Annotated in this window: 23 protein-coding genes, 1 tRNA gene and 2 pseudogenes; 11 read left to right on the top strand and 15 right to left on the bottom strand. The window is 64.0% G+C overall.

All coding sequences use genetic code 11. The features are described from left to right. Window positions 1-31: 31 nt before the first annotated feature. The 3 genes from P1U48_RS12550 to P1U48_RS12540 are packed head-to-tail and all read right to left on the bottom strand — an operon-like array spanning window position 32 to window position 2,060. A complete protein-coding gene (locus P1U48_RS12550; protein ID WP_301069361.1) occupies window positions 32-607 on the bottom strand; it encodes a peroxidase-related enzyme in 576 nt (191 codons plus the stop codon). Between the two features lie 11 nt (window positions 608-618). Beyond that, window positions 619-1,341, bottom strand: coding sequence for a GNAT family N-acetyltransferase (locus P1U48_RS12545; RefSeq protein WP_301069359.1), 723 nt, complete (start codon window positions 1,339-1,341; stop codon window positions 619-621). Next, the gene (locus P1U48_RS12540) at window positions 1,338-2,060 is read right to left on the bottom strand and encodes a molybdopterin-binding protein (RefSeq protein ID WP_301069358.1); all 723 of its coding nucleotides are present in this window, start codon (window positions 2,058-2,060) and stop codon (window positions 1,338-1,340) included. The genes P1U48_RS12545 and P1U48_RS12540 overlap by 4 nt, the downstream gene beginning before the upstream one ends. A 46-nt stretch (window positions 2,061-2,106) precedes the next feature. On the opposite strand from P1U48_RS12540, the gene sfsA reads away from it, so the two are divergent. The 3 genes and pseudogenes from sfsA (at window position 2,107) to P1U48_RS12525 (ending at window position 4,931) form a co-directional block, all read left to right on the top strand. Next, complete coding sequence (gene sfsA / locus P1U48_RS12535; protein WP_301069357.1) at window positions 2,107-2,814, top strand: DNA/RNA nuclease SfsA; 708 nt, start codon at window positions 2,107-2,109, stop codon at window positions 2,812-2,814. A 137-nt stretch (window positions 2,815-2,951) separates the two neighbouring features. Continuing rightward, window positions 2,952-3,746: a type I methionyl aminopeptidase gene (gene map / locus P1U48_RS12530; RefSeq protein ID WP_301069394.1), complete on the top strand. Its 795-nt coding sequence runs from the start codon at window positions 2,952-2,954 to the stop codon at window positions 3,744-3,746. Between the two features lie 411 nt (window positions 3,747-4,157). After that, window positions 4,158-4,931: pseudogene (locus P1U48_RS12525) on the top strand (IS110 family transposase). Window positions 4,932-5,186: 255 nt separating this feature from the next. Here P1U48_RS12525 and P1U48_RS12520 read toward each other — a convergent pair. From P1U48_RS12520 to P1U48_RS12505, 4 genes and pseudogenes are all read right to left on the bottom strand, one after another. Further along, the gene (locus P1U48_RS12520; protein WP_301069354.1) at window positions 5,187-5,378 is read right to left on the bottom strand and encodes a hypothetical protein; all 192 of its coding nucleotides are present in this window, start codon (window positions 5,376-5,378) and stop codon (window positions 5,187-5,189) included. A gap of 17 nt (window positions 5,379-5,395) precedes the next feature. Next, window positions 5,396-5,509, bottom strand: a pseudogene (locus P1U48_RS12515) (IS630 family transposase); the annotation flags it as partial. Between the two features lie 156 nt (window positions 5,510-5,665). Beyond that, window positions 5,666-5,860 carry a DUF1858 domain-containing protein gene (locus tag P1U48_RS12510; protein ID WP_301069352.1) on the bottom strand — a complete coding sequence of 65 codons (195 nt, stop codon included), beginning with the start codon at window positions 5,858-5,860 and terminating at the stop codon, window positions 5,666-5,668. A gap of 116 nt (window positions 5,861-5,976) precedes the next feature. Continuing rightward, window positions 5,977-6,050, bottom strand: a tRNA-Cys gene (locus P1U48_RS12505). Window positions 6,051-6,191: 141 nt separating this feature from the next. Between P1U48_RS12505 and P1U48_RS12500 the strand changes: the two genes are divergently transcribed. From P1U48_RS12500 to P1U48_RS12490, 3 genes are all read left to right on the top strand, one after another. Beyond that, entirely contained in the window at window positions 6,192-6,842 is a 651-nt protein-coding gene (locus P1U48_RS12500) for a protein-L-isoaspartate O-methyltransferase (protein WP_301069350.1), read from the top strand. A 73-nt stretch (window positions 6,843-6,915) separates the two neighbouring features. Next, the gene (locus P1U48_RS12495; RefSeq protein WP_301069349.1) at window positions 6,916-8,292 is read left to right on the top strand and encodes a TolC family outer membrane protein; all 1,377 of its coding nucleotides are present in this window, start codon (window positions 6,916-6,918) and stop codon (window positions 8,290-8,292) included. Window positions 8,293-8,362: 70 nt separating this feature from the next. After that, window positions 8,363-9,661 (top strand): hypothetical protein, encoded by a 1,299-nt coding sequence (locus tag P1U48_RS12490; protein ID WP_301069347.1) that lies wholly within the window; start codon window positions 8,363-8,365, stop codon window positions 9,659-9,661. Window positions 9,662-9,709: 48 nt separating this feature from the next. Here the strand turns inward: P1U48_RS12490 and P1U48_RS12485 are convergent, their stop codons facing one another. Beyond that, window positions 9,710-11,170 (bottom strand): cobyric acid synthase, encoded by a 1,461-nt coding sequence (locus P1U48_RS12485; protein WP_301069346.1) that lies wholly within the window; start codon window positions 11,168-11,170, stop codon window positions 9,710-9,712. Window positions 11,171-11,258: 88 nt separating this feature from the next. Next, complete coding sequence (locus tag P1U48_RS12480) at window positions 11,259-11,579, bottom strand: DUF6280 family protein (RefSeq protein WP_301069345.1); 321 nt, start codon at window positions 11,577-11,579, stop codon at window positions 11,259-11,261. Window positions 11,580-11,790: 211 nt separating this feature from the next. Between P1U48_RS12480 and efp the strand changes: the two genes are divergently transcribed. Then, window positions 11,791-12,354: an elongation factor P gene (gene efp, locus P1U48_RS12475; RefSeq protein WP_301069344.1), complete on the top strand. Its 564-nt coding sequence runs from the start codon at window positions 11,791-11,793 to the stop codon at window positions 12,352-12,354. Between the two features lie 71 nt (window positions 12,355-12,425). On the opposite strand, the gene P1U48_RS12470 is transcribed toward efp, so the two are convergent. Next, window positions 12,426-13,184, bottom strand: coding sequence for a folate-binding protein (locus P1U48_RS12470; RefSeq protein ID WP_301069343.1), 759 nt, complete (start codon window positions 13,182-13,184; stop codon window positions 12,426-12,428). A gap of 64 nt (window positions 13,185-13,248) precedes the next feature. On the opposite strand from P1U48_RS12470, the gene P1U48_RS12465 reads away from it, so the two are divergent. Continuing rightward, window positions 13,249-13,929 carry a glycosyltransferase gene (locus tag P1U48_RS12465; RefSeq protein ID WP_301069341.1) on the top strand — a complete coding sequence of 227 codons (681 nt, stop codon included), beginning with the start codon at window positions 13,249-13,251 and terminating at the stop codon, window positions 13,927-13,929. 165 nt (window positions 13,930-14,094) lie between these two features. Then, entirely contained in the window at window positions 14,095-15,291 is a 1,197-nt protein-coding gene (locus tag P1U48_RS12460) for an aminotransferase class V-fold PLP-dependent enzyme (RefSeq protein WP_301069339.1), read from the top strand. On the opposite strand, the gene P1U48_RS12455 is transcribed toward P1U48_RS12460, so the two are convergent. Then, window positions 15,288-16,412 carry a pyridoxal phosphate-dependent aminotransferase gene (locus P1U48_RS12455; RefSeq protein ID WP_301069338.1) on the bottom strand — a complete coding sequence of 375 codons (1,125 nt, stop codon included), beginning with the start codon at window positions 16,410-16,412 and terminating at the stop codon, window positions 15,288-15,290. The two genes, P1U48_RS12460 and P1U48_RS12455, sit on opposite strands and share 4 nt — an antisense overlap. Before the next feature lie 116 nt (window positions 16,413-16,528). Between P1U48_RS12455 and P1U48_RS12450 the strand changes: the two genes are divergently transcribed. Beyond that, window positions 16,529-17,323, top strand: coding sequence for a crotonase/enoyl-CoA hydratase family protein (locus P1U48_RS12450; protein WP_301069337.1), 795 nt, complete (start codon window positions 16,529-16,531; stop codon window positions 17,321-17,323). An 81-nt stretch (window positions 17,324-17,404) separates the two neighbouring features. On the opposite strand, the gene P1U48_RS12445 is transcribed toward P1U48_RS12450, so the two are convergent. Next, on the bottom strand, window positions 17,405-19,807 hold the full coding sequence (locus P1U48_RS12445; RefSeq protein WP_301069336.1) for a hypothetical protein: 2,403 nt from the start codon (window positions 19,805-19,807) through the stop codon (window positions 17,405-17,407). Window positions 19,808-19,968: 161 nt separating this feature from the next. On the opposite strand from P1U48_RS12445, the gene P1U48_RS12440 reads away from it, so the two are divergent. Continuing rightward, entirely contained in the window at window positions 19,969-20,655 is a 687-nt protein-coding gene (locus P1U48_RS12440; protein ID WP_301069335.1) for a thiamine diphosphokinase, read from the top strand. Here P1U48_RS12440 and P1U48_RS12435 read toward each other — a convergent pair. The 3 genes from P1U48_RS12435 to P1U48_RS12425 all read right to left on the bottom strand — a co-directional run bounded on the left by P1U48_RS12435 (window position 20,579) and on the right by P1U48_RS12425 (window position 24,786). Further along, window positions 20,579-21,517, bottom strand: a complete 939-nt coding sequence (locus P1U48_RS12435) for a DMT family transporter (RefSeq protein ID WP_301069334.1) — start codon at window positions 21,515-21,517, stop codon at window positions 20,579-20,581. The two genes, P1U48_RS12440 and P1U48_RS12435, sit on opposite strands and share 77 nt — an antisense overlap. Before the next feature lie 132 nt (window positions 21,518-21,649). Next, window positions 21,650-24,064, bottom strand: a complete 2,415-nt coding sequence (locus tag P1U48_RS12430) for a ligase-associated DNA damage response DEXH box helicase (protein ID WP_301069333.1) — start codon at window positions 24,062-24,064, stop codon at window positions 21,650-21,652. Window positions 24,065-24,123: 59 nt separating this feature from the next. Then, window positions 24,124-24,786, bottom strand: a complete 663-nt coding sequence (locus P1U48_RS12425) for a MarR family winged helix-turn-helix transcriptional regulator (RefSeq protein WP_301069332.1) — start codon at window positions 24,784-24,786, stop codon at window positions 24,124-24,126. Window positions 24,787-24,836: the final 50 nt, after the last annotated feature.

The following is a 24,836-nucleotide window of genomic DNA, read 5'->3' as shown; positions in this document are numbered from 1 at the left end:
CAAGTTGCGAGCCCGCGCCCGCAGGCGCATGTTAGCGCGCCAGCGAATGATATTCATCATTCGGGCGCATGTCGGAGCCCGAGGCGACCCGGTTGGTCATGTTGAAAAACGCCGCAACGCTGGCAATGTCCCAGATGTCGCGGTCGGAAAATCCGTTGTCGCGCAGGGTCTGACGATCGGCTTCCTCGACCGCGTGGCTTTCGGTGGTCAGCTTGGCGGAGAATGCCAGCATCGCCCGCTGCTTCGGGGTCACCGGCGCAGTGCGCCAGTTCATCACCAGATGCTCACCCAATTGCGGATCGCCTGACAATTCCCGCACTGTGGCGCCATGCGCGGTCAGGCAGTAAAAGCATTTGTTGATCGACGACACCGTGACCGCGATCATCTCGCGCTCAAGCTTGGTCAGGCCGCTGTCGGCCAGCATCATGTCGTTGTAGAGACTGGTAAAGGCGTTCAGCTTGTCGATGTCAAAGGCATAGGCCTGCAGCACGTTGGGGATCATGCCCAGCTTGTCCTGACAGATGTCGAAATATTTCTTGGTCGCCGGTGGCAACGGATCGGCCATCGGCAGGTCGAGGGCGGTGACGGTTTGTTTGTTGGCGCTCATTTAAATCTTCCTCAGGTTAATTGACGGTAATGATAGCCGCCGACATGATCCATTCCGAGGCCGGAATAGAGCGCGTTGGCGCCGGTGTTGGCTTCGGTGCAGGCCAGCGCGAGGGTGCTGGCACCTTCGTCCTGTGCCCACATCGCAGCGTCGATGGTGGCGCCGCGTCCCATGCCGCTCCGGCGTGCGGACCGGTGCACTTCGAGCGCGTGCAGCATTGCCACATCGCCGTCGACAGAGACAAAGGCGGCGCCGCCCGGCGCATTGCCGATCCGCCCGAGCAACGCGGTTTTCGGTTCCGAGGCCCGGTGCATCACCGCCACCCGTTCGGGACCGATTCCGCCCTCGCGCCAGAGTTCCAGCATATAGGCCAGCGGGCCCCAGCCATGGATGGTCTTCACATCCTTGTCGTTTTTTTCCAACGCGGCGATCTTTTGCACCGGGGCGGCATAGATCCGGGTCGGATCGACAATGGCATAGCCGCGGTCGGCCAGCGTGGAATCGAGGCTCTCGTCGCCGGGACGGATCTGAAACAGCGGAACCTGGCCAAGCGCGCGCATGGCGGCCTCGGCGGCGTCGATATCGGCCTCGGACGCAGGACCATTGGCGGTTGCCGCCGACACCCGTTTGCCGCCACCGGCGCCGTCGTGGATGGTGAAGGGGCCAGAGGTCGAGGTTGCTGCGGCGGGCCAGGTGACCTCCAGCGCGGCGAAGAGGCGGTTCAGGTCAGTCATTTTGGAAATCTTTCTGCAAGGCGGGTCATTGCCGCGTCGATCATTGCACCGTCAGTGCCACGGATCACAATATTGGTGCCATAGAGGCCGTCACGTTGATAGGGGTAAGAACCGATCGAGAGATCGGGATAATCCTTGGCCAACTGGCCCAGCGGCTCGGCAATCTCGCCTTCGCCGCGCTGGATCCGGTAGGTCTGACTCAGTAGAGGCTGACCGCCGGTGATTGTCGGCAGCACGCTGGCGACCATCGCTTCGAACACCTGCGGTACCCCGGCCATGACATGCACGTTCTCAATGGTGAATCCGGGGGCGGTGGAGACCGGATTGTCGATCAATTTGGCCTTGGCCGGGATCCGCGCCATCCGCATCCGCGCCTCGGTGATCTCGACCTTGCGACGGGTGAAGCTGGCCTCAAGCAGGGCACGGGCGTCGTCGCGCACGTCGATGCTTTGCCCGAAGGCCTCGGCCATGCTGTCGGCGGTAATGTCGTCATGAGTCGGCCCGATTCCGCCTGAGCTGAACACTTCATCATAGGCGGCAGAAAGGGCGCGCACGGCATTGATGATCGCGGTCTTGTCATCGCTGACGATGCGGACCTCCTGCAGGTCGACACCGTGTTTTGTCAGCTCCTGCGCCAGATGGTGCATGTTCGCGTCGCGGGTGCGGCCGGACAGGATCTCATCGCCGATCACCAGCATCGCGGCGGTTGGATTGGGCATTCGCGGCCTCCTTGAGTGCGTCTTGCCATGGGTATAGGCGGGGCACATGCGGTTTCAACCCCCCCTCGTGCCCGCCCGGCTGATCCGTCGCTACAAGCGGTTCCTTGCCGATATCCAGCTGGAGGATGGCCGCGAGGTGGTGGCGCATTGCGCCAACCCCGGCGCGATGCTGGGACTGGCGGAACCGGGGATGCGGATCTGGGTGGAACCGAACGATGATCCCAAGAAAAAGTTGAAATACGGCTGGCGGCTGGTCGATCACGAGAACGGACATTTCACCGGGGTCGACACCTCGGTGCCGAACCGGGCATTGCGCGCGGCGCTGATCGCTGGGGCGGTGGCCGGGCTGGAGGGCTATGATACGGTGCTGCCAGAGCAACGCTATGGCCAGAACAGCCGGGTCGATTTCCTGATGCGCGGGGCCGGGCGACGCGATGCCTATGTCGAGGTGAAATCGGTCACCCTGTCGCGGCAGGCCGGGCTGGCGGAATTCCCCGACAGCGTCACCGCGCGCGGCCTGAAACACATGCATGATCTGGCCGAGATGGCGCAGCAGTGCCATCGCGCCGTGCTGGTGTTTCTGGTCCAGCGCAGCGATTGCGACCGGGTCAGCCTGGCCGCAGATATCGACCCGGCCTATGCGGCGGGTTTTGCCCGGGCGGTGGCGGCAGGGGTCGAGGTGATGGCGCTCGGCTGCCGGATCACGCCTGAGGGCGCCTGGCCCGACGCGCCGCTGCCAGTGCAGACCGGATAAGCGGGAGGTCGCAAATTGCGACAAATTTCTGCCAAGTCTCTGGAAATCCGTTCCGGGGCGGTCTATTTCCTCCGGGAACGCATATCCCGCTTGTAATCCAAAAGGCGCCTGACGTGGACAAAGACAACCGCGGCCGCATGACCCGTGACGGGATTCGCATTTATGAGGATGCGGATTTCAAAGGCATGCACAAAGCCGGCGCGCTGGCGGCCGACATTCTCGACCGGATCGCTGAACATGTGTTTCCCGGGCAGACCACCTCCGAGATCGACCGCCAGATCGAGGATTGGGTGAACGAGGCCGGGGCGACCTCGGCCACGATCGGTTACAAGGGCTATCGCCACGCCTCGTGCATTTCGGTCAACCATGTGGTCTGCCACGGCATTCCCGGCGCCAAGGTGCTGAAAGCCGGGGATATCCTGAATATCGATGTCACGGTGATTGTCGATGGTTGGTTTGGCGACACCTCGCGGATGTATGCCGCCGGGGCGTTGAGCCGCAAGGCCGAGCGGCTGATCCAGATCACCCATGATTCCCTGATGAAGGGGATCGAGGCGGTCAAGCCGGGCAATACCTTTGGCGACATCGGCCACGCGATCCAGAGCTATGTCGAAGCGCAGCGGATGTCAGTGGTGCGGGATTTCTGCGGCCACGGGCTCGGCCGGGTGTTTCACGCGCCGCCGAACGTGCTGCATTATGGCCGTCCCGGCACCGGCCCGGTGCTGGAAGAGGGCATGTTCTTTACCATCGAGCCGATGGTCAATCTGGGCCGTCCGGAAACCAAGGTGCTGGCCGATGACTGGACCGCGGTGACCCGCGACAAGTCGCTGTCAGCACAATTCGAACACTCGGTCGGCGTGCGCGCCGACGGGGCGGAGATTTTCACTCTGTCGCCGGCCGGATTGTTTTATCCGACGTCTGCCCAGGACTGACGCGGGCGGTTTTTCGTGAAAACCTGAGACATGGGGGCGCTGCCCCCGCCGCCCCTGCGGGGCGACTCCCCCGGGATATTTGGAACCAGAGGAAGCCGAGATGGCGGTCCTAAGTTCCTCTGGTCCAAAATATCCCCGCCGGAAGCTCCGAGTGGAACATCGTAACCCTTTGAAACAAAATCGACTCTGACAGCGTCATGCGCCGGTGGCAGAAATCCCCAGCAAACAGGATGTGCAAAGCCCCGCCGCGCGATCATCTCGGACGGGCCCTTGGTCGCCGTAGATGAATCGCAGCAGAGTCACGAGTATTGTCCCATATTGTTAAAACAGATGGGGTGGATGGCTCCCGCCCGCGGCATCGCAATGCGCCATACTGCAGGTGTCAGAATCTGCGATCGAGAGGAGCCACCGATGCAAGTTACCACCGTCGGCCTGGATTTGGCCAAAACCATCTTTCACGTTCATGGCGTCACAGAAGACGGGCAAGTTGCCTTCAACCGTCCTTTGCGCAGGTCTCAGGTGCTGGCATTTTTCCAACGCCTTGCCCCCTGTCTTGTCGGCATCGAAGCCTGCGCATCGAGCCACCACCGGGGTCGTGAGCTTTCGAGATTGGGGCATACCGTCCGGCTAATGCCGCCGATGTATGTCAAGCCATATGTGAAGCGCGGAAAATTCGATGCCGTGGATGCCGAGGCGATCTGCGAGGCGGTGACCCGGCCTACGATGCGCTTTGTCGAGATCAAGTCGGAAGAGCAGCAGGCTCTGCTGTCGTTGCACCGGGCACGCGATTTTGTGGTCCGCCAAAGCACACAGCTCATCAACATGCTGCGCAGCCTTGCTGCGGAGTTCGGCATCGTCCTTGCCCGCGGCGTCGCCCGTGCCATCGATTTTGCGAAAGGGATTACTGAAGGAGGTCACACCGCGCAACCATTCCAGCGGTGGCAAGGAACGATTGGGCAAGATCACCAAGATGGGCGACCGGTATCTGCGGCAGCTCATCGTGGTCGGCATGACGTCTCGCGTCCGACAGGTCGCCAATCACCCCCCCCCTGGCTCGCGGACCTGTTGCAACGAAAACCAGCACGCCTCGCCACGGTCGCCATGGCCAACAAAACGGCGCGGATCATGTGGGCCGTGCTGACGAAGAACGAACCATACAGGCCGCACGCGGCTTGGTCGAAGTAGAAACAACAGAGATAGCAAGGCCAACGATGTGATGGTGTACCCTTCAGCCGTAACGACCAGGAAACTCCGCCGAATGTCCCGGGCGTCACTGCCCGCAAAGCAGTTAGGAACCTGATCTGCGGATCCGATCAGGGCCAGCGGTCATGACCGCGCAAACAGGCCGGACACAAGACCGCTTCTGCAAGGGTATTCAGCCACATTTAACCCTTGTTATGCGGGAGCCATCCACACAGGACATTCGCCAGTCACCCGAATCTAAAGTTCGGCACATCGGTTTTTCTGGGTACGCTGGCAGACCCGCTTGACGGATGCGAGGATCTCGTCGGCGGATTTGACCCATCGGTATGGCTTGAGGTTCTCGTTGTGCGCCTCGATGAAGGCGGCAATGTCGGCCTCCAGTTCGGCGCTGGATCGGTGGACACCCCGTTGCAATTTCTTGCGTGTCAACGCGGCGAAGCAACGCTCCAGCTGGTCGAGGTGGGCGTGAAATGCACCTGCCAGTGCGGGCGGCGCGCCAGCCACGCCTTGACGCGCGGCGTCTTGTGCGTGGCGTAGTTGTCCATCGCCAGATGCACCTGCGGGCCGTCCGGCCTGCCGCCTTGTGTCGCCGAACCTGTGCCTCGAGGAAGGCGTGTTCCTCGTCGCGCAGAACGACCGCGTTTGCCAAACGCCCCACCATCGCATCATCTCCCGATATACATCAGGTCAATGACACGAATTATGGTTCCAGGTGGCTAGGGCTGGGACTCCGGGCCAAAGACCGCCGCGCGCAGCCGGGCGCGAAACGCCTCGGGGTCAAGGTCATAGGCGGTGCAGGCATCGGCAAGCCTGTGGAACCCGGAAACCGGGCAGCCGACGCAGCTCATCTTGTGGCGAAAGAAGACCGCCGCCGCGGCCGGCCAATGCCGAAACAGCGTGTCGAGGGTCATGTCCGGGTCATCGAAATCCGGTAAGCACACAGTCCTGATCCCATGCCATTTCCCCCGAGCATAGCCAGCCCGGCCCGCTCCGATGTTGTGGAAACGCAAATTGGGGTGAGGGACACTGGAGGCGAGTAGGAGAATCGAACTCCTGTACACGGATTTGCAATCCGCTGCGTAACCACTCCGCCAACTCGCCGCCGTGGTGGAGGGCGTTTAGCTGATCCTGCGGGGCCTCGCAAGGGTGAAGCGGTGGGCCGGGCGTCGCTCATGCGTTGCCGGGAGGTTCCATCTGTGCCAATACAAACTACAAGGATTCTGCTGGGAAGAGAGACGACACATGGCCGATTATGCAGCCCGCAGGACGACGATGGTTGACGCACAGGTCCGCCCCTCGGATGTGACCAAATTTCCGATCATCGACGCCATGCTGAGCGTGCCGCGCGAAATTTTCGTGCCCGCTGAAAAACGTGAAGCCGCCTATCTGGGCGAAAATGTCGATCTGGGCGGCGGGCGTGTGATGCTGGAACCGCGGACATTGGCCAAGCTTCTGGACGGGCTGGATATTCGGGGCGATGAGCTGGTGCTCGATCTTGGCGCGGCCCAGGGCTATTCCGCCGCCGTCATTGCCCGCATGGCCGAGGCGGTGATCGCCGTCGACGAGGCCGATATGCAAGGCGGCGCCCTGGAATTGCTGGGTCAGATCGGTGCCGACAATGTGGTGCTGCACGAAGGCCCGCTGACCGAAGGCGCGGCCGAGCACGGCCCCTATGACGTGATCGTGCTGGAAGGCGCGGTCGAACATCTGCCCGAGGCCCTGCTCGACCAGCTCAAGGACGGTGGCCGGATCGGCTGTCTGTTCATGGAAGGGCCGCTGGGCGTTGCCCGGATCGGGTATAAGGTGGATGGCAAGATGAACTGGCGGTTTGCCTTCAATGCGGCAGCGCCGGTGCTGCCAGGATTTGAACGACATCGCGCTTTCACGCTATAACCGACGCAAACAGCCCGTTTGATAGACAAGGAAGAGCCGTATGATTGCTAGAAATCTAGGACTGGCGACGGTAATGACACTGGGTCTGGCACTTTCGGCGCCGCTGGCCCGGGCGCAAACGCTGGCCGATACGCTGGTCGCGGCCTATAATAATTCCGGGCTTTTGGAACAGAACCGGGCGCTGCTCAGGGCGGCGGATGAAAGCGTGCCCCAGGCGGTGTCAGCGCTCAGACCGATCCTGAACTGGAGTGCCAATGTCTCCCATAGCTGGACTCGCGCCAGCAGCGCTTCGTCCGGGTTCACCGCGACCACCTCACGGTCGACCGCGCTGTCGCTGGGGCTGTCGCTGCAATTGCTGATCTATGATTTCGGCGCCTCCAAGGTGCGGATCGACGTCGCCAAGGAAAGCGTGCTGGGCACCCGGCACAATCTGATTGCCGCCGAACAGCAGGTGCTGCTGCGCGCGGTGCAATCGTTTTTCGAAGTGCGCCGCGCCACCGAAACTCTGACCCTGCGGCAGAACAACCTGCGCTTGATCACCCAGGAATTGCGCGCTGCGCGCGACCGGTTCGAAGTGGGCGAGGTCACCCGTACCGACGTCTCGCTGGCCGAAGCCCGCCTGGCCGCCGCCCGTTCGGGCCTGGCTGCCGCCGAGGGGGCGCTGAACCGCGCCAAGCTGGAATACCGCGCCGCGACCGGGGTTGTTGCCAAGGGCCTCACCTCACCACGCAGTCTGCCAGGCCTGCCTGCCACGGTCGATGCCGCGATGATGGCCGCCGCCCGTCAGCACCCGGATGTGCTGGCCGCGCAGCAAAACGTCACGGTTGCCGAGCTGAACGTGACGCTGGCCGATCTGGCGCTGCGGCCCACGGTCAATCTGAATGCGACCTACGGGCTGACCGAAAACCTGAACAACAAAGGCTATTCCAGCGGGCTGACCGTCGGCATCGGCGCTTCGGGTCCGATCTATGCCGGTGGCCGACTCAGCTCGTTGCAGCGGCAGACTTTCGCGCAGCGTGACGCCGCGCGTTCGAATCTGCATGTGGTGGTGGACAATGTGCAGCGTAACGCAGGCAACGCCTATTCCGACGTGTTGGTTGCCCGCGCCTCGCGGCTGGCTGGTGAACAACAGGTCCGCGCCTCCGAGATCGCCTTTCGCGGCGTGCGCGAAGAATCGACGCTTGGATCACGCACCACCCTGGATGTTCTGAACGCCGAGCAGGAATTGCTGCAGGCCCGCGCCGATCTGATTTCGGCGCAGATCGATGAATATATCGGTGCCTATGCGCTGTTGGCGGCACAGGGCAGGCTGACGGCGGCGCATTTGCGCCTGGGGGTGCAGATTTTTGACCCCACAGCCTATTACAATATGGTAAAAGATGCTCCAGCCGGGTTGAGCGAGCGCGGAAAGCGCCTGGATCGCGTGTTGCGGAAGATTGGCAAAGATTAATACGCGGTCTATCGGTTGAGAAAATCGCGCTCACAGGTTATTCTTGGGCGGGGCGAGAGTGGTAGATACAATGTCCGATCCTGTGACCAATGTGCAGATCGAGGATGTGTTATCCTCAATTCGCAAGCTCGTATCAGAAGAGGTGCGTGCCCAGACCACGCCGCTGCGGCGCCCAATCGCGGAAAAGCCCGCAGACCCGGTGGACTCCGCGCCCCCCGAGAAACCCGCCCCCGCCCCCGTCAGCATGCTGGTGCTGACACCGGCGCATCGGATCGCCGAGGTCACCACTGTTGATGCTGATCGTGATGACAACGCGTCCCGGGATGACGAAGCGGCCCTTTCGCCCGACGGCGATGGCGATGATCTGATCGAGTCCGGCACGGCCTCAGATGAGGATGCCGCCGGGTTCGACGTGGATTTCGTTGAGGAGGGCGATGATCAGGACGCCAGCCATTCCGCCCTGCATGATGAGGCGATCTGGGCCGATCAGGCCGAACAGAAGACCGCCGAGGCCAATGTGTCCGCCGAAGACGATGGCTTTGACATTGCGGCGTTCAGCCGCGAGCTGCTTTTGAATGACACTTCCGCGAAGGACAGGGTTGCCGCCGCATTTGAGGCGGCCGCCGAGGCGACTGCCGGACCCGCGTCCGAGGCGACGCCGGATGATCTGACGCCGATGGCGCGGTTCGATTCGGGCAGCGATTATGAGGACGAGGGCGCAAACGCCGCCGCCGCACTGGACCTGCCCGCCTTTGCCGATCAGGACGCGGCGGAGGCGCTGCTTGATGACGAAGACGAGGGCCTGACCGGTGGTGGTCTGGCCGCGTCGGACGCACTGCTGGGCGGCCCGGATGCCGACGCGAACAGCGCCCCGGGACATCCCGCTGAATCCGAACCCGACGACGATGTCGTGGCAGCCCGCGCCGCCGGGGCGATCCCGTCCTTCCTGCGCTCGCGCGGCATCACCTCGATGGACGAACCGATCGCGGAAATGGAACCGGCGGTCAGCCGTGCGTCCGCAACATTCAGAACCGTCGATCCGCGTGATGACGATCAGGAAGCCTTCTCCGCTGGCACGATGCCCTGGGAGGATCACGCCGATGATCCCACCGCCGACGCCCTGAACCTGCGGTCAGATGATCCCGAGGAAGAAATCGACGCGCAGGTTCTGTGGACCGACCCGGATGAGGACGCCGGGCTGGCCATCGACGCGACCTCGATGATCGACGAGGATATTCTGCGCGACATGGTGGCGGAAATCGTCCGGCAGGAATTGCAGGGCGCCCTGGGCGAACGCATCACCCGCAATGTCCGCAAACTGGTCCGCCGCGAAATCCAGCGCTCGCTGACCGCGCATGACCTGCTTTAGGGCTCTCCGCGCTCAACCTGTCCGCGTCTCTAGAATTTCACGGTAACTTCAGAATTTCACCGGCCCGGCCAGTGCCAGAAGCGCGGTAAGGTCGAGATGCGCGGCGATATGGCTGGCCAACCGGTCCAGAACCGTCTCGACCTCGGCGCCATAATCCAACCCTGACGGCGCCGCGCCCATGTCCGCCAGCCAGGCGGCGCGAAACCGGTCTTCGCTGAACAGCCCGTGCAGGTAACAGCCCTGCACCCGCCCATCTGCCGAGGTCGCGCCCTCGTTGCGCCCGTCGATACTCAGCCAGTGGCGGGCGCAATCCGGCCCTTCGGTCTGTCCGATATGGATCTCATAGCCGCTGACCCTGGCGCCGCTGGCGATATGGCTGGCCTGGCTGAGGCTGACCCGCTTTTCCGGCGTCATCACCGTGCTGATGTCCAGCAGGCCCAGCCCCTTCACCCGGCTTGGCGCCCCTTCGATCCCTTCGGGATCGGCAATCTCGCGCCCCAGCATCTGATAGCCGCCGCAGAGGCCCAGCACCCGCCCGCCGCGCCGCACATGCGCCATCAGGTCGATGTCCCAGCCCTGGGCGCGGAAATCGGCGAGGTCGGCAATGGTGGATTTCGATCCCGGGATCAGCACCAGATCGGCATCGCCAGGCAGCGGGCGCCCCGGTTCGATGATCTGCAGCTCGACCCCCGGCTCGGCCGAGAGCGGATCGAGATCGTCGAAATTGGCGATCCGCCCCAACCGCGGCACCGCGATCCGAAACCCGCCCCTGCGCGGGGATGAGGCGACGTCCATCACATCCTCGGCGGGCAGGCGCCAGGCGTCGGCAAACCAGGGCAACACACCCAACGAGGTCCAGCCGGTGCGGTCGGCAATCGCCTGCAGACCGGTTTCAAACAAGGTCGGGTCGCCGCGAAACTTGTTCACTGCAAAGCCCTTGATTCGCGTCGCATCCTCGGGCGCCAGCACCGCCGCAGTGCCGACCAGCTGCGCGATCACCCCGCCACGGTCGATGTCACCAATCAGGATCACCGGCACATCGGCGGCCTCGGCAAAGCCCATATTGGCGATGTCAGCGGCGCGCAGGTTGATCTCGGCTGGGCTGCCGGCGCCCTCGATCAGGATCAGGTCGGCACCCTGGGCGAGGCGGTGAAAACTCTCGAGCACCGGCGCCATCAAGGTTGGGCGCAGCTTGGCGTAATCGCGCGCCGCGACGCTGGCGATGCGGCGGCCTTGCACCACCACCTGCGCCCCGGTCTCGGTTTCGGGTTTCAGCAGCACCGGGTTCATATCGACCAGCGGCTCGAGTCGCGCGGCGCGGGCCTGCAACGCCTGGGCGCGCCCGATCTCGCCGCCATCGGCGGTGACCGCGGCGTTGTTGGACATGTTCTGTGGCTTGAACGGGCGCACCACGAGGCCCTGATCGGCAAAGGCACGCGCCAGCCCGGCGACGATCAGCGATTTGCCGACGTTCGACCCGGCCCCCTGTATCATGATCGCCCGGGTCATGGCGCTGTTCCTCTAACTGGTCTGCAAAACGAAAGACGCGCCCCCAGCAGTGGGAGCGCGTCTTTCATGGCAGCAATTTGGGTATATGTCAGGCGGCTTCGGCCTGTTCGGCAGCGTGACGGCGTTCGCTCTCTTCGCGCGACAGCGCAACCGAGGTGCGCACACCCTTGCCGACAAAATCCATCAGACCGGTCACAACCCGTTCGTTCGGGTCGATTCCGGCGCAGCTCAGAACTTCGCGCCCATCGCGCGAGCGCGCCCAACGGGCAATCTGTTCCGGGCCATTGCCATATTTCTTGTCATCCGCAATCGCATCATCCAGAGCGGCGAGAACGACAGCGGCAAAAAGTTTGCGGGCACGGTTACCTTGTTCGTTGTTATACGCGGTACCGTCGATGAAATCCTTCATCAGGCCTCCTTTTTATTGGTCTTGCGTTTCAGACTGTCGGCGACTTATGGCGGAATAGTGACGATTCGGATAGATCGCAAACGCAAGTCTGTTATGTGCTGTCAGCATAGGTGGAGCCAAGTCCGCACTGTATATGGTCATATTGCCTCGGGGGCTGACGCGATATATAGGGCGGAACAGTCTTCGATCAACCGCCGCAAGGGATATTGCAATGCCCAAGATCAATGGAAACGAGATCCGCCCCGGGAATGTGCTGGAGCACAATGGCGGTCTGTGGGCCGCGGTGAAGGTTGACCATGTCAAACCTGGCAAGGGCGGTGCCTTTGCCCAGGTCGAGCTGCGCAATCTGCGCAACGGCTCCAAGCTGAACGAACGCTTCCGTTCGGCGGACAAGGTCGAGCGGGTGCGGCTTGAGCAGAAAGATCAACAATTTCTGTATGAAAGCGACGGGATGCTGGTGTTCATGGATGCCGAAACCTATGAGCAGATCGAGCTTCCGGCCGAGCTTTTGGGCGAACGTCGCCCTTTCCTTCAGGATGGCATGACCGTCAAGATGGAGTTCTATGACAACGAGGCGCTGAATGCGACGCTGCCGCAGAAAGTGACCTGCAAGATCGTCGAGACCGAGCCGGTGGTCAAAGGTCAGACCGCCGCCAACAGCTTCAAACCGGCGGTTCTGGACAATGGCATCCGGGTCATGGTGCCGCCGTTTGTCGGCGAGGGCGAAGACATTATCGTCAACACCGAAACCATGGATTATTCCGAACGCGCCTGACGCGACGTTATGCATTGGATGCAAGGCCGGGACCAAATCCCGGCCTTTTGCATGGGCGGGTTTCCGCGCGTTCAGACCGGCGCGGCAGAATCCACGGGCGGCAGCAGGCTCAGCCGCGCCGCACCGGCCCGCAATTCGCCTGTGCTGCGCTCAAACCGCAGATAGGCGATGGCCTGATTCCCGGCGCGCGACAGCAGCGTGCCTGCCGGTCGCCCGTCACTGGTGATCGCGCTGCCCGGCTCCGCTTCGCCCTCGATGGCGAGCGTGGTCAGGCCCTTGCGCAGCTCGGTCTTGTGTTTCATTCGCGCGGTGACCTCCTGGCCGACATAGCAACCCTTGCGGAAATCGACGCCATGCAGGCGCTCGAACCCGGCCTCCAGGATATAGGTCTCCGGGGTCAGCTCGATCCCCGAGGCGGGGATGCAATGGGCCACCCGCAGCGCTGTCCAGTCGCTGCCATCGTCACCGCTTTCCTGCCCATAGAGCCGCCAGCCCAGTGCCGGATGCCGCGGATCTGCCAGGGCGCCCTCCGGGGCCGGCCCGGTGCCGCGGCTGACGCCCAGATCGGTCGCTTCGATCTGCACATCGGCGCGCAGGCGATACATGTTCAAACGCTGCAGCAATCCCGTTGCCAGCGCGGCATCGACATCCAGCAAGATCGCGTCGCCATCCCGAATCAGCAGGAAATCGGCCAGGTATTTGCCCTGTGGTGTCAGCAGCGCGGCATAGAGGATGCCATCGCGCTCCAGCCGTCCCATGTCATTGGTCACCAGGTTTTGCAGAAACTCCCGGGCATCCGCGCCGGTGATGCGGTATATCTGTCGGGCCATTGTGCTTGTCCCTTCCTTGGTTGGGGCAATATAGCCGCAGCGACGGCAAGGACCAGAGGCGCTTATGCGGGCACCGATTTCCGTGATTATTCCAACACTGGCGGCGGGCGACAGCCTGCCCGGCTGTGCGGCGGCTCTGTTTGAAGGGCTGGAGGCCGGGCTGATCCGTGAGGTGGTGATCAGCGACGGCGGTTCCGACGACCAGACCCGCGCGGTGGCCGAGCGGCTCGGGGCGATCTGGCTTGGCGGGCCAGCCTCGCGTGGCGGCCAGCTGCGGCGTGGGGTGCAGGCGGCCAGCGGCGATTGGCTGTTGATCCTGCATGCTGACACCAGTCTGGCGCCGGGCTGGACCGGGCCGGTCATCGCCCATATGGCTGGCACCGATGCGGGCTATTTCCAGCTGGCCTTTGACCGCGGCGGTTGGCGGGGACGGGCGGTGGCCTGTTGGGCCAATACCCGCGCCCGCCGCTTTGGCCTGCCCTACGGCGATCAGGGGCTGCTGCTGTCGCGCGCCCTCTACGACGCGGTCGGCGGCTACCCGGATCAGCCGTTGATGGAGGATGTCGCCTTGGCCCGCGCCCTCACCCCCCGCCTGCGCCCGATCGACGCCACCGCAATCACCTCCGCCGCCCGCTATCTCAAGGGCGGCTGGGCCCGGCGTGGCGCCCGCAATCTGCTGACCCTGGCCCGCTACCTCGCTGGTGCCGATCCCACAGACCTCGCGAAACGCTATCATCGCCGCTGATCCGCCCGCTTCATCTTGCCAAAAATATTCCGGGGGTGCGGGGGCAGCGCCCCCGCTCGGCGCCGGTGATCCCGGGTTGACGTCAGGCAATGGCCTGCGCCCGATTGACCCCGCTGCCAAGCGCGCTAATGCTGCGCCAGCTAGATATCCAACCGGAGCTTTTCCATGTCTCTCGCCGCGGGCCGTCCTTATCTTGCCATCCCCGGTCCCTCGGTCATGCCTGACCCGGTGCTGCAGGCCATGCACACCCCGTCGCCCAATATCTATGAGGGCGAAATTGTCGATCTGATGGCCAGCGTCAGCGCGGATCTCAAACGCGTGGCCCGCACCGAACACCAGGTCGCGATGTATATGGCCAATGGCCATGGTGCCTGGGAGGCGGCCCTGGCCAATGTGCTGCGCTCCGGTGACAAGGTGCTGGTCGCGGTCACCGGCCGGTTCGGTCATGGCTGGGCGGATATGGCCACCGGCCTTGGCGCCGAAATCGAGATCCTGGATTTCGGCCTGAAATCTCCGGTTGATCCCGACCGGGTCGAGGCAGCGCTGCGCGCCGACACGGATCACCGGATCCGCGCGGTGCTGTTCAGCCATGTCGACACCTCCACCTCGATCCGCAATGACCCGCGGCTGCTGCGCGCGGCGCTGGATGCCGCCGGGCACCCGGCGCTGTTGCTGGCCGATTGCATCGCCTCGCTGGCCTGCGACCGTTTCGAAATGGACGCCTGGGGCGTCGATGTCGCGGTCACCGGCAGCCAGAAGGGGCTGATGGTGCCACCGGGGCTGGGCTTCGTGTTCTTCAACGACAAGGCGCAGGCGCTGGCGGTCGGGCGCAATGGCGTGTCGCGCTATTGGGACTGGACCGCGCGCGCCAATCCGGTGGCCGGGTATCAGTATTTCGGTGGCACCTCGGCCACTCACCATGTCTATGGGCTGCGCAAGGCGCTCGACATGATCCACGATGAAGGTATCGAATCGGTCTGGGCCCGTCACGCCAGCCTGGCCCGCACCATCTGGGCGGCCTGTGACGCCTGGGGCGCGGGTGGAGCGATGCGGATGAATGTCGCCGATCCGGCACTGCGCAGCCATGCGGTGACGGCGCTAGGGCTTGGCGATGACAACGGCACCAGGCTGCGGCAATGGTGCGAACGCGAGACCGGGCTGACCCTGGGCATCGGTCTCGGCATGGTGCCGGACGGCGATCCCCGGGCGCATGGCTATTTCCGCATCGGCCATATGGGCCATGTGAATGGCCATATGATCATGGGCCTGCTCGGGGCGATCGAGGCCGGCATGTTGGCGCTGGACATCCCCTTTGGCCCCGGCGCGCTGTCCGCGGCCGCGGCGGTGATTGCCAAGGGCTAACCCGCCCGCGCCGCCGCCGCCCGCGCTGCCGTCAGGGCGGCGGGCAGCGTGCTGGCCAGCAGCGCCATGTCGGCTTCGGTGCCGCAACTGATCCGCACACAGCGGTCCTGCGGCGCCACGAACGGCATCCGGATGAATACGCCGCGGTCGCCAAGTTCGGCCACCACCCGCCGCGCCAGATTGCCGTCGCCACCGCAATCAACGGTGACGAAATTGGTCGCCGACGGCAGGGCTTTCAGCCCGTTCTCTGCCGCGATCCGCCCGATCTCGTCGCGGGAGGCGGCGACCTTTGCCTTGGTCCGTGCCAGCCAATCGCGATCCGCGAGCGCCGCCAGTGCCCCGGCCTGGGCGGCCCGGTTCATCCCGAAATGGTTGCGCACCCGGTCAAAGGCGGCGATCAGCCCCGGCGCGCCGATGGCATAGCCGACCCGCGCCCCGGCCATGCCATAGGCCTTGGAGAACGTGCGCATCCGGATCAGCCGCGGATCATCTAGCGGCAGCGGCACCGCAGCATCGTCCGGGGCGAATTCGAGATAGGCCTCGTCCAGGATCAGCAGCGCCCCCTCGGGCAGGGCCTGCAATGCGGCGGCGACCTCGACCCCCGGCAGATAGCTGCCCATCGGATTGTCCGGATTGGCGAAATAGATCAGTCGCGCCCCGACCTCGGCGGCGCGGGCGATCAGCGCCACCAGATCCTCGGCATCATCGCGATAGGGCACCGTCTCAAGCCGCCCGCCATAGCCAGCGACATGGTAATTGAACGTCGGATAGGCCCCGGCCGAGGTCACCACTGCGTCACCCGGGGCCACCAGCATCCGCACCAGATAGCCAAGCAGCCCGTCAATGCCCTCGCCGACCACGATATTGCCGATACCACAGCCCAGCTCCGCCGCCAGCGCGTTGCGCAGATCGTGGCTGCCCGCGTCGCCATATTGCCAGATCCTGGCATTCTCGGCTTGCAGTGCCGCAATCGCCCTAGGTGAGGGGCCAAAGACATTTTCATTGGCGCCGAGCCGGGCCGCAAACGGCGCGCCGCGATTGCGTTGCAGTTCTTCGGGTCCGACAAAAGGCACGGTTGCGGGCAGGCCAGCGACAAGCGGGGTCAGGTTTGGTGTGTTCATCCGCTGAATTAGGGGGGCCAGACTGTGCTCGTCCAGTGAAATCCGCGCCACAGGGCTGGACGCGGGCCCGCAGATCGGGTGCAGTCCCCGCGAACGTCAAGACAGAGGAGCGATAAATGGCGCGTGTATCGGTGGTGGTCGAGGACCATATTGCAAAGGTGACCCTGACCAGGGGCGACAAGATGAACGCGGTCGACCCGGAGATGAAATCGGCGGTGGTCGAGGCCGGTGAGAGCCTGCTTGACCGTGACGATGTCCGGGTGGTGGTGTTGTCCGGTGAGGGGCGTGCATTTTGCGCCGGGCTCGACGTGTCCTCGTTCGGCGAGATGTCGAAGGGCAGCATCGATCCGGTGCGCCGGATGATGGTGCGCACCCACGGCCTTTCCAACATCTCGCAGCGGTTTTCCACGGTCTGGCGCGACCTGCCGATGCCGGTGATCGCCGCGGTGCACGGGGTCGCCTATGGCGCTGGCTGCCAGCTGGCGCTGGGTGCGGATATCCGCATCGCCGCGCCCGACGCGCGACTGTCGATCATGGAGATGAAATGGGGCCTGATCCCGGATATGGGCGGCCTTGCGGTGCTGCCCAAGCTGCTGCGCCGCGATATGCTGCGGCTGCTGACCTACACCGCTGACGTGGTGAGCGGCGAAGCGGCGCTGCCGATGGGGCTGGTGACCGAGGTCAATGCCGATCCGCTGGCCCGGGCGATGGAGATCGCGACGCTGATCGCGGGCAAATCGCCCTCGGCGATCCGGGCGGCGAAACGGCTGATCGATTTCGCCGAAAGCGGGGCCGATGAAAAGGCGGTGCTGCTGGAGGAAAGCCGCGAACAGGCCAACCTGATCGGCGGCGCGCATCAGAAAGAGGTGATTGCCGCCAATCTCGGTAAACGCGCGGCGAATTTCGACTGAACCGGGCGCCGGTTGGAAAAAGGAAAAGGCCCGGGCAGATCGCTGTCCGGGCCTTTTGCCTGTGGTGTGGATCGTTCAGGATCAGCCGACGGCGCGTTGATCCGGACGATAGCTGATCCGGTCGGATGCGGTAAACCGACCGCCCTTGACCTTGCGGATCTTGCCGTCGCGCAGCAGCGTGCCAAAGGCGCGCAGCGCATCCTCGCGGCTGTAATCCTCAGGCGCGGCTTCGCGCACCCGGCTCATCAGCTGCGGACGCGAGAATTGTTCGCGCCCTTCGACAAAGGCGAGGTAGGCCGCGGCGGCTTCCAGAACTTCGCCCAACTCGCTGGCACCGGCCTCTTCGATGAAGGCGGCAAAGCCTTCATTCGGCGCGGCGCTGGCCTCGGCGGTGGCAAAATTGCTCTCGTCGGATTCGGCCTCCTGGCGGATCAGGTCGGCGATCGAGACGCGGCGTGGGCGCACCGGATCACTATGTTGGTTTTCCATATCCACCCGTTGTTCGGCGACCAGGCGCAGCGGCGCGGGCTTGTCCTCACTCCGGCGCAGCGGCGTGCCCGAGGGGCGCGGACGACGCGGGCGCACAACCTGTGCCAGATCCTGGCGGTAGGCGTCGGTGCTGTCCTCATCGATCGGGTTCAGGTCGGATCCGGCCTGCTTTTCCGCCTTGGTTGCGGCCACGGCGGCGCGCAGATGGGCGATGGCGCTGCGGCGGCGGGTGCCTTCGGTTTCGCCAAGCTGGTTGTTGGTCTCCTTCAGGATCCGGTCCATATCGTTGGGCGAGGCCGAGGCGGCCAGTTTGGCCCGGCCACCGACCGGGGCCGCAGGCGCAGCCTCGCCTTCGCTAAAGAGGCTGTCGTTGCCTTCGTCGTCGCCATCGAATTCGTCATCATCGGTGAACAGGCTGTCGTCACCTTCGTCGCGGGCCTCGTCCTCGTGCATCTCGGGTGCGGCCGGGGTCGACGGGGCCGCAAGCGCCTCTACCCATTCTGCATCCTCGTCTTCGTCTTCGGCATAGGCTTCGTGATCGTCTTCGATCTCGTCCTCGGCCAGATCGTCCTCGGCAAAGGCGAGCTCCTCCTCGGGCAGATCGTCTTCTTCAAAGGCGGCTTCTTCTGAGACCGCTTCCGCCACGGACAGATCTCCGTCTTCAAACGCCGCATCGGCGTCGATCTCGGCCTCAAGCGCGGCCAGTTCGCTTTGCAGATCGGCCTCTTGCTCGGGGGTGAGCGAGCTGACCGGGCGGCGATCATCGTGGTCTTCTTCGGTGATGTCGCTGGCGACGGCCGCTTCGAGATCGGCACGCTTCACTTTGACCACACGCGCCCAACCGGTGGCGATCGTGGTCTCTTCGATCACCTCGCCAAGCGCGCCCTCGTCTTCATAGGCTTCGCCAGTCGCTTCAATGTCGTCTTCATCTGCTGCGGCAAAAGCCTCGGTCAGCGATTCGGCGTGTTCTTCGAGCGCATCGACAGAGGCTTCGACCTCTTCGTATTCGTCGGCATCCGACTCGGCGACAAAATCATCCGCCGCATCCGAGACCGTGGCCTCGTGCAATTCGGTCATGTCGACATCGGCATTCGCGGCCAGCTCTTCGGCGTGCTGATCCTCTTCGTAATCCATCACCGGCGCGGCGCTGCGCGACCGTGACACGACGGCGCGGATGCGGCGCAGTTTGGACAGGATGCTGTCGTCGGCGTCATCGGCCACCGGCTCCTCGGCGATCAGATCGACCTCTGGCGCCTCGACGGCCGCCTCGGCGAGGTCTTCGAAATCGTCTTCGTCCAGGTCCTCGGCGAACTCATCGGCCAGATCGTCGGCCTGTTCTTCGGTCAGATGATCGGCTTCGACCTCTGCGACTTCGTCTTCGTCGTCATGGTCCTCGGCCGCGTCATAATCCGCCTCAAACGCGTCTTCGTCTGCCGCGACATCGGCTTCGGCTTCCAGTTCGGCGGTGGCCTCAGCCGCAGCTTTCTCGGCGGCGATGGCGGCGGCCAATTCTGCGGCTTCCGCCTCAGCCGCGATCAAAGCGGCAGCTTCGGCATCGGCCTGATCAGAGGCGATGGTGTCATCGATTGCGGCGGAGATGTCGGCGGTGTCGTCTGCGAATTCTGGGTCCGCATCGACCTCTGCCTCGGCAACCACAGGTTCGGCCACCGGTGCGGGTTCGGCGACTGGATCTGCTGCGACCGGGGCTGCGGCAATTGCGGCGGCAGGGGCGGTCATGGCGGCACCCGAGCGCAGGACCACGCCATCCTGGGAGGCATGTGCCTCGACCCGGCGGGCGGTGCTGCGTTCGGCGATACGCGCCAGCATCTCGGCATCAGGGGTTGGGGGTTCGGCGCCGAAATACCGGTCATCGGCGGCGAGATCGCGGAAGTATTCCGCAATCGCTTTCATCGTGTCGAACGCATCGTCAAACCCTTCGAGCGTGCACGAAAACGTCCCGTAAGAGACGGTCAGGATTTTGTTGGACTCTACCACTGTCTTGCTCGCTTCTTGTTCGTATCCAGTTATGGGTCCGGTGACTGCTCGTGGACCTCGACACTCAGAGGATGCGTTCCAACCTGCCCGAATCTATGGTGCATTGAGTTTCATTTTGTGACGATTGTGTGGTTCAAGTCCACGCAAGTGCCGGGATTGCCATGCCTTCGACATTATTTACCACCTGTAAACAAATCGTTTTGCTTGGCGGCGCAATGGTCTCTGACGGCCTTCTGGACGAGGTTCTTGGCCTTGGTGGTCCCGTTGTGGCCGCGGACAGCGGTGCCGCGCATGCGTTCAGGCGCAATATTATGCCCGAAGCGGTCATCGGCGATATGGATTCCCTCAACCCCGAACACCGCGCGCGGATTGCCGCCGAAAGGCTGCACCGGATCACCGAACAGGACAGCACCGATTTCGACAAGGCGCTGCGCCATATCGAGGCGCCGCTGGTGATTGGTGCCGGATTCAGCGGCACACGGGCAGATCACGCGCTGGCCGCCTATACCGTGCTGACCCGGCATCCCGACAGACGCTGTATTCTGGTCGGTGAGGAGGAGGCGGTGTTTCTGTGCCCGCCCGAGTTTGCGGTGACGCCGCAGCTCGGCAGCTGGCTGTCGCTTTATCCGCTGGGGCAGGTGTCCGGGACATCTGAGGGGCTGCAATGGCCGATCGACGGTCTGGTCTTTGCGCCGGATCACCGGGTCGGCACCTCGAACAGGGTGACCGGGCCGGTGCGCCTGAAAATCGCGGCGCCGCTGATGCTGGTGATCATGCCTCGGGCGGAATTGTCGGAGGTTGTTCCTGCGCTTGCGGCTGCGCCCGCGCGATGGCCCGTTCGCGCATGACCACATAAAGCCCGGCGGCCATGGTGATCAGGATGCCCAGGGCGGCCAGGCCATTCGGCCAATCCTTGAAGATCAAAAAGCCGATGATCGTCGCGACCGGGATTTCCAGATACTGGATCGGTGCCAGGGTGGCCGAGGGCGCATAGCGCAGCGACCAGGTCATCAGCAAATGCCCAAGGGTGCCAAGGGCGCCAATGGCAAACAGCAGAAAGGCGTTATGGCGATCCACCGCGACGAAATCGGTGAGAGCAAAGTCAAACGGCTGCAGCAGCAGGATCAGCGGCAACAGCACGATTACGGCGATCAGACCCGATGTCGTCTGCAGCCCGATCGGATCGGTATGTGGCGCCAGTTTACGGGTCACCAGGATGAATACCGCGAAATTCAGCGCCACGCCCAGTGGCAAGAGCGCCGGCAGGCCGACCTCGACAAAGCTGGGTTGAATGACCAACAGCGTGCCGATGAAGCCGACGACGCAGGCCAGCAGCCGCCGGATGCCAACCTCTTCGCCCAGAAAGTGCCGACCAAGCACCAGCAGGATGAACGGCATCACAAAGGCGATGGCCACCGCATCGGCCAGCGGCAGGTAGCGCAGCGCGGTGAACATCATGCCGATGCCGATGATGTGCAGGAAGGTGCGCAGGATCGCCAGGTTGAGCAGATGGCCCGACAGCCGCCAGCTGCGCCCGGTCAGCGCCACAAGCGGAGCCAGCAACAGCGCCTGCACCGCAAAGCGGATCAGCAGCAGCTGCCCCAAGGGCTGCTTTTCACCGAGCAGCTTGGCGACCGCATCACCCATCGGCGCGACCACGCAAAAGCCGATCATCAAGAGGATGCCAAGCAGAGGACGGTCAGTTTTCATATTTGGACGCTAATTGGCGTCAGGTAATTTGTCCATCCGGTTTGAAGGTGCAGAAATAGCTATTTTTTCAGGGCCGAGACTTGGCGCAGAACGGAACGCCCCTGCCGGCTTCGGGTCAGTTCCGGCGACGGATCAGGGCCTTTGCGTCAGCCCTGCCTCGGCCATCAGGCGATCGGCCTCTTCCGTTAGCAGCCGTTCGCGCCCGGCGCCCTCGACGGGCACCCGGCCATGTTCCAGGAACAGCGGTGCCGCCAGCGGGGTGATGCGATCCAGGGTCAGATGGTCGATGCGCCCGTCGATCCGGGCCAACATTTCCTCGACCCGGCCAAAATCGACCATGCCGCGCATCGCCTCGATCCGGGTAATCCGCAGCAGCAGGTGGTCGGGGTCATATTTCTGCAGGGTGTCATAGAGGATGTCCGAGGAAACCGTTGCCTGACGCCCGCTCTTGCGCGCCGCTTGTGGCTGGTTGCGGGTGATCAACCCGGCGATCTGCGCCGAGGCGCGAAAGGTGCGTTTCATCAGCGCATTGTCAGACAGCCAGCGCTCCAGCCCGACCCGCAGGCTGGCGGGCTCGAACAGCGGCGCGGGATCGTCCAGATGCTCCAGCCCCCAGATCAGGGTCGCGTAATCGGTGGCGACAAAGCCAAGCGGGGCAAGCCCCAGATCCTCCATCCGTTTGCTCAGGATCAGGCCGAGGGTCTGCTGCGCATTGCGCCCGGCGAGCCCGTAGATCACCAGGTTCTGCCGCCCGTCATGCGGAAAGCTTTCCAACAGCAGCCGCCCCGGTTCGGGCAACCGCGACAGCTGCCGTTGCAGCGCCAGCCATTCGGCGGTGTGAGGAGGCAGGTTCGGCCAGTCGTCCTGCTGGAACAGCCGTAGGATGCGGTGGCTGAGCTGGGTCGAGGTGGCGAATTTCGACCCGGCGAACACCGCGATCTTGGGCTTGCGGGCGGCGTTGCGGGTGACCTCGACGGTCAATTCCTTCAACCCCTCGTAACGCACGATGCGCCCGCCGATCAGGAACGTGTCGCCGGTGGTCAGCGAGGCGGCAAAGCTTTCGTCGATTTCACCCAGCGCCCGGCCAAAGGTGTTTTTCAACCGGACCTTCAGCTTGTCATAGTCAAAGATCGTGCCGATGTTCATCCGGATCAGCGTGGTGGCGCGCGGGTCGCGCAGATGCCAGCGCCCGTCGGGCCCCTGTTGCAGCCGCTTCCACTTGTCATAGGCGCGCAGGGCATAGCCGCCGGTGGCGACGAATTCGAGGCAGGCGTCAAAATCGCTGCGCGCCAGATCCGCATAGGCCCCGGCACTGGTGACCTCGGCAAACAGCGCCGCGGCATCGAAGGGCCCGGCGCAGGCGGTGATCAGGATATGCTGGCACAGCACGTCCAACGGGCCAGGTCCGCGCGGATCGCCGTCCAGATCATGCGCCTTCGCCGCCTCCAGCGCGGCGACGCATTCGACCACTTCGAACCGGTTGGCGGGCACCAGCAGCGCTTTGGACGGCGCATTATAGCGGTGGTTGGCGCGCCCGATCCGTTGCACCAGCCGTTTCACGTTCTTCGGCGCGCCAATCTGGATCACCAGATCGACGTCGCCCCAGTCGATTCCGAGGTCGAGCGATCCGGTGCAGACCACCGCCCGCAGCCGCCCGGTGGTCATCGCCCGCTCCACCCGTTCGCGCTGAGTCCGGTCGAGGCTGCCGTGGTGAATGCCGATCGGCAACGCCTCGTCATTGGCCATCCATAGGGCGTGAAAGAAAATTTCGGCCTGGGCGCGGGTGTTGTGAAAGATCAGCGTGGTCTTGTGCTGGCGGATCTGGTCAAGCACCGCCGGAATCGCATAGCCGGCACCACCGCCGGACCAGGGTGGCAATTCGGCGGTTTCCAGCATCGCGATATCCGGGTCGGGGCCGGGATCGGCCGTCAGGATTTCGCAGCGGTCGGGATGCCGGGCCAGCAGACGGGCGAGGGCGGCGGGATCCTCGACGGTGGCCGACAGGCCGACCCGGCGCAGATCGGGGCACAGGGTTTGCAACCGCGCCAGCGCCAGGAACAGCTGATCGCCGCGCTTGCTTTCAGCCAGAGCGTGGATCTCATCCACCACCACCCGTTGCAGACCCGCAAAGATGCGGGGCGCGTCCGGGTAAGAGATCAGCAGCGCCAGGCTTTCCGGCGTGGTCAGCAGGATATGCGGCGGGTCGGCGCGCTGGCGACGCTTGGCGGTGTAAGAGGTGTCGCCGGTGCGATCCTCGATGCGGATCGGCAGGCCCATCTCTTCGACCGGGGTCGACAGGTTGCGTTTGATATCGGCGGCCAAGGCCTTGAGCGGCGAGATATAGAGCGTGTGCAGCCCCTGGTGCCCGCCATCGGCAAGCTCCGCCAGGGTCGGCAGGAACCCGGCCAGGGTCTTGCCGCCGCCGGTCGGGGCGATCAGCAGCAGGGCCGGGTCGGCGGCCCGGTCCAGCATCGCCCGCTGATGCGGATGGATCTGCCAGCCACGGCTGGAAAACCAGTGCTGAAACGGGGCGGGCAGCGTGTTCATGCTACGTTCTTAAGGTGCCGCAGGCGGATTGGGCAAGGGGCTGTCGATCGCGCCCCAGCTCAGTCCAAGCTTTGCTTGAGCTTGTTCGCCAGCTTTTCGATCTCGGGTTTCAGGCGACCGGAATTCATTGTTTCAGCCTGATCGGACCAGTGAAAGAAGCGTTCCATCTGCGGCACGAAGGCGTCGATTTCCTCGATCGGCCAGCTTTTCAGATAATCGCCCAGCATCAGGAACTTGATCGTGCGCACCGCGTCGACGATGGCCAGCCCCTGGTCGGTCAGATCCACCACGGTGCGGCGCGCATCCTCTTGTGAGACACAGCGTTTGACAAAACCCTGGCCGATCAGATCCGAAACCAGGCGCGAGGCGCGCGACGGATCGATGCCCAGCCGGGTGGCGATGGTCGAGACCATGGTTTCGGCATCGTTGCGGCCGAATTCGTTCGATGGCGCCCAGATCGCGATCAGCACGTCGAGCTTGGGCAGGTCCAGCGGCAGGTCCAACTCGCGCAGCGCCATCCGGCCGATCTCGCGTTTCTGGACGCGGCGGCGCCAGTTCTGCACGATCGCATCCAGCTTGAGCGCGCGATCCGACACTTCGGGCGGGATCCCGGCGCGGGCGAGGTAGCGTTTGGTGATGTCATCGCGTGAGCCGATGATCCTGCCCTCCTGATTGGCGTATGTCCTGCGGCGACCGGAATCGACTGCGCCGCCAATATACATGCTATTGACATGCAAATGCCAGCAGCAGATAACGGCGGCTACGGAAGATT

Origin of the sequence: Pseudooceanicola sp. (genome assembly GCF_029213205.1) — a bacterium.
Classification (GTDB): domain Bacteria; phylum Pseudomonadota; class Alphaproteobacteria; order Rhodobacterales; family Rhodobacteraceae; genus Pseudooceanicola.
This window is presented reverse-complemented; position numbering and strand designations above follow the sequence as displayed.

Coding starts and splice junctions, on each gene's coding strand:
- P1U48_RS12495 (WP_301069349.1), top strand. CDS start 6,916: ATGACACTGGGTCTGGCACTTTCGGCGCCGCTGGCCCGGGCGCAAACG.
- P1U48_RS12455 (WP_301069338.1), bottom strand. CDS start 16,412: ATGAACACACCAAACCTGACCCCGCTTGTCGCTGGCCTGCCCGCAACC.
- P1U48_RS12540 (WP_301069358.1), bottom strand. CDS start 2,060: ATGCCCAATCCAACCGCCGCGATGCTGGTGATCGGCGATGAGATCCTG.
- P1U48_RS12550 (WP_301069361.1), bottom strand. CDS start 607: ATGAGCGCCAACAAACAAACCGTCACCGCCCTCGACCTGCCGATGGCC.
- P1U48_RS12425 (WP_301069332.1), bottom strand. CDS start 24,786: ATGTATATTGGCGGCGCAGTCGATTCCGGTCGCCGCAGGACATACGCC.
- P1U48_RS12470 (WP_301069343.1), bottom strand. CDS start 13,184: ATGGCCCGACAGATATACCGCATCACCGGCGCGGATGCCCGGGAGTTT.
- P1U48_RS12450 (WP_301069337.1), top strand. CDS start 16,529: ATGGCGCGTGTATCGGTGGTGGTCGAGGACCATATTGCAAAGGTGACC.
- map (WP_301069394.1), top strand. CDS start 2,952: ATGACCCGTGACGGGATTCGCATTTATGAGGATGCGGATTTCAAAGGC.
- P1U48_RS12510 (WP_301069352.1), bottom strand. CDS start 5,860: ATGACCCTCGACACGCTGTTTCGGCATTGGCCGGCCGCGGCGGCGGTC.
- P1U48_RS12480 (WP_301069345.1), bottom strand. CDS start 11,579: ATGAAGGATTTCATCGACGGTACCGCGTATAACAACGAACAAGGTAAC.
- P1U48_RS12440 (WP_301069335.1), top strand. CDS start 19,969: ATGCCTTCGACATTATTTACCACCTGTAAACAAATCGTTTTGCTTGGC.
- P1U48_RS12545 (WP_301069359.1), bottom strand. CDS start 1,341: ATGACTGACCTGAACCGCCTCTTCGCCGCGCTGGAGGTCACCTGGCCC.
- P1U48_RS12490 (WP_301069347.1), top strand. CDS start 8,363: ATGTCCGATCCTGTGACCAATGTGCAGATCGAGGATGTGTTATCCTCA.
- P1U48_RS12435 (WP_301069334.1), bottom strand. CDS start 21,517: ATGAAAACTGACCGTCCTCTGCTTGGCATCCTCTTGATGATCGGCTTT.
- efp (WP_301069344.1), top strand. CDS start 11,791: ATGCCCAAGATCAATGGAAACGAGATCCGCCCCGGGAATGTGCTGGAG.
- sfsA (WP_301069357.1), top strand. CDS start 2,107: ATGCGGTTTCAACCCCCCCTCGTGCCCGCCCGGCTGATCCGTCGCTAC.
- P1U48_RS12485 (WP_301069346.1), bottom strand. CDS start 11,170: ATGACCCGGGCGATCATGATACAGGGGGCCGGGTCGAACGTCGGCAAA.
- P1U48_RS12460 (WP_301069339.1), top strand. CDS start 14,095: ATGTCTCTCGCCGCGGGCCGTCCTTATCTTGCCATCCCCGGTCCCTCG.
- P1U48_RS12430 (WP_301069333.1), bottom strand. CDS start 24,064: ATGAACACGCTGCCCGCCCCGTTTCAGCACTGGTTTTCCAGCCGTGGC.
- P1U48_RS12500 (WP_301069350.1), top strand. CDS start 6,192: ATGGCCGATTATGCAGCCCGCAGGACGACGATGGTTGACGCACAGGTC.
- P1U48_RS12465 (WP_301069341.1), top strand. CDS start 13,249: ATGCGGGCACCGATTTCCGTGATTATTCCAACACTGGCGGCGGGCGAC.